4 protein-coding genes and 1 pseudogene are annotated in these 8,361 nt (G+C 38.5%); 1 reads left to right on the top strand and 4 read right to left on the bottom strand.

The features are described 5' to 3' along the window. Positions 1 to 117: 117 nt before the first annotated feature. Positions 118 to 732, bottom strand: coding sequence for a TetR family transcriptional regulator (locus tag ACQR30_RS00375; protein WP_429729658.1), 615 nt, complete (start codon positions 730 to 732; stop codon positions 118 to 120). A 368-nt stretch (positions 733 to 1,100) separates the two neighbouring features. Here ACQR30_RS00375 and ACQR30_RS00370 point away from each other — a divergent pair, with 368 nt between their 5' ends. Then, positions 1,101 to 1,991: an AraC family transcriptional regulator gene (locus ACQR30_RS00370; protein ID WP_429729655.1), complete on the top strand. Its 891-nt coding sequence runs from the start codon at positions 1,101 to 1,103 to the stop codon at positions 1,989 to 1,991. A 175-nt stretch (positions 1,992 to 2,166) separates the two neighbouring features. Here ACQR30_RS00370 and ACQR30_RS00365 read toward each other — a convergent pair whose 3' ends face one another. From ACQR30_RS00365 to ACQR30_RS00355, 3 genes and pseudogenes are all read right to left on the bottom strand, one after another. After that, a complete protein-coding gene (locus ACQR30_RS00365) occupies positions 2,167 to 4,749 on the bottom strand; it encodes a hypothetical protein (protein ID WP_429729651.1) in 2,583 nt (860 codons plus the stop codon). A 284-nt stretch (positions 4,750 to 5,033) separates the two neighbouring features. Beyond that, entirely contained in the window at positions 5,034 to 6,893 is a 1,860-nt protein-coding gene (locus tag ACQR30_RS00360) for a RagB/SusD family nutrient uptake outer membrane protein (protein WP_429729648.1), read from the bottom strand. A 24-nt stretch (positions 6,894 to 6,917) separates the two neighbouring features. Further along, a pseudogene (locus ACQR30_RS00355) lies at positions 6,918 to 8,361 on the bottom strand (hypothetical protein); the annotation flags it as partial.

Below are 8,361 nucleotides of genomic sequence, written 5' to 3'. Positions count from 1 at the left end.
ATGCTCTGAATATCATTGGAGCCATAGGACTTATTTTTAATGCCGTACATTTAAATGACTATCCCAACGTCGTCGTTAATTTGGCCTGGATATTTATCGCAATAATCGCGGTATATATTATAATTTTTCAGAAAGAGGTTTGATATTTAATAAGAAAATCGCCTGTTGTTTGTATATAGTAAGCTTTTCTTCGTATTGCGTTTTATTTTTGGTCACACATAAATAATAATATGCCCCATCGGCTATCGTATAAATCAAATCTGCGGTGATGGCAGGACTGTCGATATTTATTTTCCCTTCCTTTTTGCAAAGAGAAATTAATTCTTCTAATCTTAATCTTAAAATGTCTAAAACACATTTAAACTTTTTTTGTACATATTTCTCTCGGAACGTCAGCGCATAAATACTATAGGAAACTCCATCATCAAAAAACATATTCCATTTTTTCGAAAAGATGTTGTCGATGGTTTTGAGCAGGGTATGGAGCGGATCCGTCAACGTGGTTTCTTCGCTTTTATAGATAAGCAGGTACTTGTCTAATATAAAGTCAACAAGTCCATAAACAAGTTGCTCTTTCGTTTGAAAATAATGCATAATGAGGCTTGGATTTACGGCTATTGCCTTGGCGACTTTAGCGATCGATGCATTTTCTAATCCTTCTTTTTTCGATATTTTATAAAAAGCCTTGATAATCTCCTTTTGCCTGATAGCTTTTAAACTTGTTCTACCCACTTTGTTGTTGTTTTATGAATGATGAAAATAAGCAGTGAATTAATAACCCAAATGTAGACATCATTTTATTATATCCGACATATTAAGTCTTTAAAATATTTTTTTATTGGGAGAATATTTCTTTGGTCGTTGACGCACTTGGACCACCATAATCGTATCAGATGGAATCTTGAGGATAATAACAGAACAACACCTTCGGAGGTTTAAAAACTATTTCTGTGAGAGGGTAAAATTAAATTTGAATATTTAATATTTTTTTTTAATTTAGCTTTAACTTTTGATTGAATGAATATTTAATCAAAATTAAATATTACGTCACTCTACTTTAGCCGGACACTAAATTATAATTAGTTACAAAACTTCAAATCATGAAGGCGCATCTAATAGAAATAGATTCACAAAAAAAGCATTTGGCTTCTTTTAAGCAAATTGAGCAGCATTGTTTTTTAAATAATTTCCATTTCCACGATCTCTTCGAAATGAATCATATTGTAGAAGGTCATGGGAAAAGAATCGTGGGAGACAATATATCCAATTTTTCCAAAGGCGATTTTATACTGATAGCCCCGAATCTACCGCACCTCTGGGCTAGTGATCCCATTTGTTACGGTAGCAAGACTTTAGCACCTGCAAAAGCGATCGTCACTTATTTCAGTCCTTCTTTTTTGGTGAAGCTTTCTGAAGACAACCAATATGCTTTTAAGGTGCAGGAACTACTTAAGAATGCGAAAAGAGGGATGCAGTTTTACGGTTATACACAAGAAATAATTGCAGAAAAATTGCTTCCCATTATTAACAGAAAACCTCTTGAGAAAATCATTATTTTTTTAGACATCATAAACATATTAATAAATTCAAATGAATACGAGTTCCTAACATCGGTCGGCTACAATCATGCTTATACTCATAATGACCTAGATACAAACAGGATGAACGACGTATACCAATATCTCTTTCAAAATTTTACTGAGCCCGTTTATTTGACTAACATCGCTTCCGTTGCTAACTTAACCCCCCAGGCTTTTTGCCATTTCTTTAAGAAAAAAACACGGAAGACCCTTACAGAATTTTTAAATGAATTGAGAATAGGACATGCTTGTAAACTGCTTCAAGATCAGGAATTAACTATTGTAGATATATGCTTTCAATCAGGCTATCAAAACATGTCGCATTTTAATAATTCATTTAAAAGAATCACCAAACAAACCCCAACCGAATTCAGGAAAAACTGTATTAACTTATTATCGAGCAGAGCTTAATTTTACGATAGAAAATTTTCTATTGCCTGCGCTCCTACCACCAGAAAAGCAATTAAAACGTTTTTACATCTACAAAGAATCCTGATTTAATTATCCTTGCGGCAACGACAGTGATGCCAATTGGATTTTCTCCATCGGTTAAGTTGGTTGGCGGAAGCCCATATAAAAATTATCCTTATTTTGGAAGGCTATGAAGCTTATTAGGTTTATTCGGTATTAACGGTGGGGCTGGCATTGAATCTACATATCCGTCCCTTTCCACGAAGGATTTTAATCTGTTGCTGTATTCACGAACAAATGCTTTCTTTACCAAATCAAAACTTAATGGCACGGGCGGATAATTCTTCTCCTCTGGAAGAACATAGGGTTCGTGATACTGAATTACTTCCTGGCCATTTACAATACGTAAAGTTGACTCAGACCGATAACGTTTTAAAATATCGATAAAGGTACCCTGATTAGCGTTTTTATCTTTATACCAGGTTAAATTAATCGTATGGACATCCGGACTGAAATATAACAAATTCCCAATCCTTTCCATTTTTGAGGCATCGCTTTCAAACCTTGTTAGATGAACGAAATAAGGTATTGTAATTACTATTCTGTGTGGAAGCGAATGAAAGATAGGATCGATTTTAATTGTCGAACCACTACCGGTAAAACGCATTGAAGCTGAAAGGATTCCCATTTCTGTTCGGGCGTCACGAATGACAACTTGCTGTCCATCTTTACACCAGTCGGGCGAAATCAATGAGAACAAATAAAGGTTTCTTTTATTTTCATCCAGCCCCGCATCACCTCCATATTCCCTTACCAACATATCTCGTAAAAAACAAACTAATTTGGAAGAAGCCCAAGCGTGTGGTGTGGGGCAATCAGCAGCAACCTTCCTATCCGCCCACGGATATACCTGATTTTCGAACCCTTCATAGCAAGAACCAAGGTGAAGTATTACGTTGTATAAATCTATAAGGGCATTTTTCGAATCACCTTTTGCCAATTCCTGATCCATCATGTTGATGGTAATATATTGGTGCAGGAATATTCTATAGGTCATAATTCCTTCGCGGTAACGGTCCCTTCTGATATGCTTCAAAGTAGCGTCAACTATGGGATTGTTTGGCGAAAGTAATTCTGAAGGAGAAACCAACAACATGTTCTCCCATTCTTGATTCGTCTGCCAATTAGAGAAACCTTCTCTTGCACTCTCTCCCATTTTATAATCGTATAAACCTGGTGTTAAATAGCCCTTTTCTTTAAAAGTTTCGTTTACCGCTTTTAAAAGAGACGCCCTATAAAAAATTTCAAATTGGGTCCACTGCTCGACATCTTGTGATTTGCCCAAATCACGCGCTAAACGTATGGCCGATCTCACACCTAAAATAGCCCACAGATTGTTGGATGTATAGTGGCCTAAGATCATTTCATTATCGTAAGGCCACGCTGGAGGCATCAAATGATATTTGTCCGATAATATGGCATTCTTTAACCATACAACAGCAGCTTTTATTTTCGGATAAACCGTATCTATATATTGCTTGTCTCTGGTGAGGAAGTAATGTTTACAAAGCATCTGAATAGTCTGCCCCTGCGCCACACCTAAAATTTTTCCATGCAGCAATGCACCGTCGTAAAAAAGCCCATCCTTGTCTTGCTTGGCATACACTTCCGGCATGCTTTGATCTGTAAATTGCTTTAGCCCGAAAAAATCAAAAGCCTCTTCATGTTGTATAAATGAGGTTAGAAATAAATTAGGATAAGGAAGGCCATCGGTCATAAAACGCTTGCCTTCTCTCTCTCGGGTAGCTAACACCATTTGTACCAGGCTGGCTTTCACTGCATCATTTACCCGCTTTTCCGGAATCTCAAATGTCGCTTTGTTTTTTAATATTAGGTCTTCCCAATACTGTATTGTCTTTTTTTTGTACGCAGTATAATCAGCATGCTCAATTTTATGAAGGAGTAGTTTGTTGGAAGTATCTACCGGTACTCGAGGCATCTTGAATATATATTGTGTTGATTCACCAGGTCTGAGTAGGGGTGCATAATTCACCAGACAAACTGCCGTATTTTCTTTTACACCCCAATTGGATGCACTGAACGCACCGCTGTATGTATGGTTAACCACTGATTCAAGACGTCCGTTACCGGAAAATGTATATATGAGTTTGCCATTACGTATAGCTTTATGCCCATCAATCGCATATATCCATTGAGGAGAAAAAATACTCTTTCCTAAACGATTATTTTCGCCTGTAGATCTCGCAGCTACGGTGAATTGAGCTTTTGAACTGATTGTATTTTCATTTGTTATCCTTACCTTGACGAACTGTAAGGTATTTTGAGCATCTTCACCCGCTAAAGGAAATCCAAACATTTCTACTTCATACTTTGTTTTTTGACTTTCCCAATTATATTCAACAATCGGAATCCAGCCTTTATACCACCATTTTTGTCGTTGTAGAACCGGTTGCAAATGCTTTCCATAAAAAAAGCATAGCTCAGCATTATTTGTATAAATGGCGCCATCATAGGTAATCTGCACCGCATCAGGCATATAAGGAACGCCAATTACGGTAGTGGAATTTTGCAAATAGCACCAAGGCTTTGCACAATCGTCAATGTCAGAATTGACCATGTGGGTTTGCGTAATTCCATTTTCCGATAGCGCTTTCTTTTTTTGTGCTTTACTTGCGATCGAGATCAGAGTAATTATCGTTATTAAAAATATTTCCTTTACAAGCTTTCGTTTAATCATTTCAGATCTATTGAATTTCGAATTATACATCTTCCTTCTTTGGACAATCGACTATAAAGCGGACCAAGCGTTCCAATATACCGTTAATTGGCTTTTTGGAGCCGATACAAAAACAAGTGTAAAGATATTTATCTGCTACTTAAAGGACTATTGCTGAATTGGCACATTGTGGTGGTATATTGTTGAGTCCCATACCAATGTCGACAATACAGTATAGCGAAAAAAGATTAGGAGCATTACAGCCCCTAATCTTTTTAATCAAAATAACAAAGTATATGCAAATATTACTGAAGCGGGTCAAAAGTACCGCCATATTCATTGTTTTGCGGTAAATCATTTGGTTCTATAGAAATCTGAGCCGGTGGTAACGCATAAAACCAATGGTTAAGGCTAAGGTTGTACTTGACATCTCCGGAACCCGTATTATCTAGATTGTCTACAATTACGGCAGAGAACTTGGACATAACAGAAGCTGTCATAATATTGTCTGTGTTGGAAGGTAAGCCCTGACCTTTATTCAAAACAATAAATAATCCTTTTCTGGTACCTTCGGTATTCAATACGTCATAGCGTCTCCATCTTCTCAAATCATCAAACCTAAAGCCTTCAAATGCGAACTCCACTTGCCGCTCGTTCATAATAGCCGTGCGAATATCAACTTGTGTAGTAGCCGTAACACCGTAATGCCCGTCTGCCCCCGCGGCTATACCCGCACGTTGACGAATTTGATACAGGGCGTTTAGGGCCTCGCTACTTTTACCAATCTCGTTAGCACACTCAGCCATATTCAAGAGTAGCTCCGCATAACGCATGGGTGAAAACCAACTTTTAGCCCCTGCTGCCAAGCCCACCAACTGATTATGATCCAAAGTCGTATCCAAACCCTTGCGTTCGAAGAATCCTGTTACGCCGTTCTGATCACCATTTTGGATTAAAGGAGAAATACCTGTGATACTGTTATCTTTCTTGGGTAGTTCTGCGGAAGGTGTTGCTCCTGCTGCCCAGGTCCAGTTGAGCCAATAAGAAGCAGATCTCGGTGTTGTCATTCCGATTACGCCCACGTCTGGTGTCGGATAAACAGTACCAGGAACCCAGATAGTCGCATAAAATCTATCATCACGATTGGTAAGAAAGTCTTTTAAAAATTGCGCATTATAAAGGGGATCAGATAACTGGGATTCATTGTACTGCATTGGACTACCATCACGCTTAGGATAGGCTAACAACATCTGTAAGATAGGCTGATCTGTATTAGTTGCACCATTTGTAAACGCCAATGGTCGAATAGAGTTGAAATTCATATAGTGGTCAGGATAATAATATTGGTTGACCATAATCATCTCTTTGTTAGCTGAATACCAAATGTTACGATAGTTGGGGAACAATCCGAAACCAGCTGCATCCGCTGCTGTTAATGCCGCTTTGGTTGCCGTATAAGCAGTTTGCCATCTGGCTGCATCGTTTGACGGATTAAATAAAGGGCTCGCGTACCACAACAATATTCTCCCCTTGAGTCCTAATGCGGCAACACTGTTAATACGTCCGTAATTGACACCCGTATAATTAGCAGGCAGGACCATGGCAGCACTATCCAAATCTTTAATAATTTGCGCTACACATTCCGATGTTTTGGCACGAGGTACTTTCAAAGCAATTGTATCTGTACCATCCTGTGTATGCAGGATTAATGGTACACCCCCAACTTTTTTCACCATACCCCAATAAGTCCAGGCACGCCAGAATTTAGCCTCGCCCACCATGCGGTTTTTCAGACTGGCACTCATCACCGATGGTGATATTTTTGCCAACTGGTCAATAAAATAGTTCGTCTTATCAATATAAGTATAGTTCAACCCGGAAGAATTGCTTGCGGCATCAAGATGGGTCCCTTGTAGATAATTACTTAATCCGCCGCCTGACCCGCTAATGCCTTCATCTGAATTATTGCCACTTCCAAGTGGCCAACCAGGCATAAGCCCCCCATATATGTCGTTGAGATAAGCCCCAATTAACGTCGAATCCGTCCATACTTGCGCTGGGTTTATGGCGCTCGTATTTTGATAATTCAGCCCTTTTTTGCAAGATGTGCCTAATGCTGTTAACACAACAAAAAGGATAAATTTGCTTCTATTTATATATTTCATTTTATTTTCTTTTAATGTTAAGACTTAGAACGTTACACTTATACCGGCATTAAATGACTTAACGGTCGGGAAAGACACGCCTGAGCCAATTTCAGGATCAAAGAATCTTTTATTGAATTTGCTGATTATAAAAAGATTGGATCCTGATACATAAAAACGAACGCCATTTAAGTATTTTTTATACAATCTTTGTGGCAGATCATATCCAATATTCAAACTTTTTAAACGTAAAAAACTCGCATCTGCCATCCAAAAATCACTAGTAGCATTATTATCCCCATTTTTTTCGGCATTTGCGCTATACCGGTAAGGAAGCCAAGCATTGGTATTTTGTGGCGTCCAAGAATTGGCATACCATTGTTCCCACATTCTGTTCCATTCTACACCTTGCGCCAAACTATTGAAAGATTTTAAGTAGCCAAATGAGCCATTGAAAGTCGCAGAGATGCTAATACCTTTCCATGCTGCTTCCAAATGTAATCCTCCCACTATAGGGGCATTTCTTTTTTTAATGATCGTATAATCATTATCATCAATGGTGCCATCCGCCTTTCCATTAGGGCCACTTATGTCTTTGTAAACAAAGTCACCTGCTTGCGGAATATCGCCATAGAAACTGTAGTGGGGATATTTGGCCAGCCATGCATCCACATCGCTCTGAGTTCTAAGCATGTGGTCGACCTTATAGCCGGTTACCATAGATGTAGTACGCCCATCTCCTATCTGATTTTGATAGTCATAGGTAACATTTTGATCCTTTTGCTTATACCAAGCATAACCATACGAAGCAACAATACCTACACCATAGCTTAATTGACCAACAATATTATGATAGTTCAAACTAAAATCCAGACCTTGAGCAATCTCTTTACCGTAATTCACCGCTGGTAACGGGCGGCTATAAGTCGGTGGTGTAGTCTGAATTCTTGTTCCTAATATATCATAAGTGTAATTACGCCAGTAATCAAGGCTTGAGCTAAAATTATTCAAGAAATCAATGTCTATCCCTATATTCTTATTCAGGTATTTTTCCCAGGTGATATTAGGATTCGGTACTACCCCGTATCGAATGCCGGGATTAAGTGTCGGTGCCGTACCCAAAAATGAGTTATTGCCGGGTATATAAGAATCCTCCCATTGAAACCCACCGATGGCATCATTACCTGTCAGACCTAAAGAAGCCCTCAATTTAAGCATCTGAATTCCTTTGACATTTTTAAAGAAATTCTCTTTAGAGATTACCCAGGCTCCAGAACCGGAAGGAAAGAAGCCCCAACGTTGATCCGGCGCAAAATTTGCCGATCCGTCATATCGGTAAGTAAAATTAGCTATATACTTGCCGGCATAATCGTATGTAAATTGACCGATATACGATTTGCGGCCGTTTGTATAACCCGTACCATAAGTATTACTTACCAGTTTGTTCGCATTTTTGTTTATAATAACCGATCCCCCGGTAGCAGCCCAC

The sequence above is a fragment of the Arachidicoccus sp. genome, assembly GCF_050436765.1.
In the GTDB taxonomy this organism is placed as follows: domain Bacteria; phylum Bacteroidota; class Bacteroidia; order Chitinophagales; family Chitinophagaceae; genus Arachidicoccus.
The sequence above is the reverse complement of the archived record's forward strand: the minus strand, read 5'-3'. Positions and strand labels throughout refer to the sequence as shown.

Excerpts from the sequence above, each read along its gene's own strand:
- ACQR30_RS00360 (WP_429729648.1), bottom strand. The coding sequence starts at position 6,893 with ATGAAATATATAAATAGAAGCAAATTTATCCTTTTTGTTGTGTTAACA.
- ACQR30_RS00370 (WP_429729655.1), top strand. The coding sequence starts at position 1,101 with ATGAAGGCGCATCTAATAGAAATAGATTCACAAAAAAAGCATTTGGCT.
- ACQR30_RS00365 (WP_429729651.1), bottom strand. The coding sequence starts at position 4,749 with ATGATTAAACGAAAGCTTGTAAAGGAAATATTTTTAATAACGATAATT.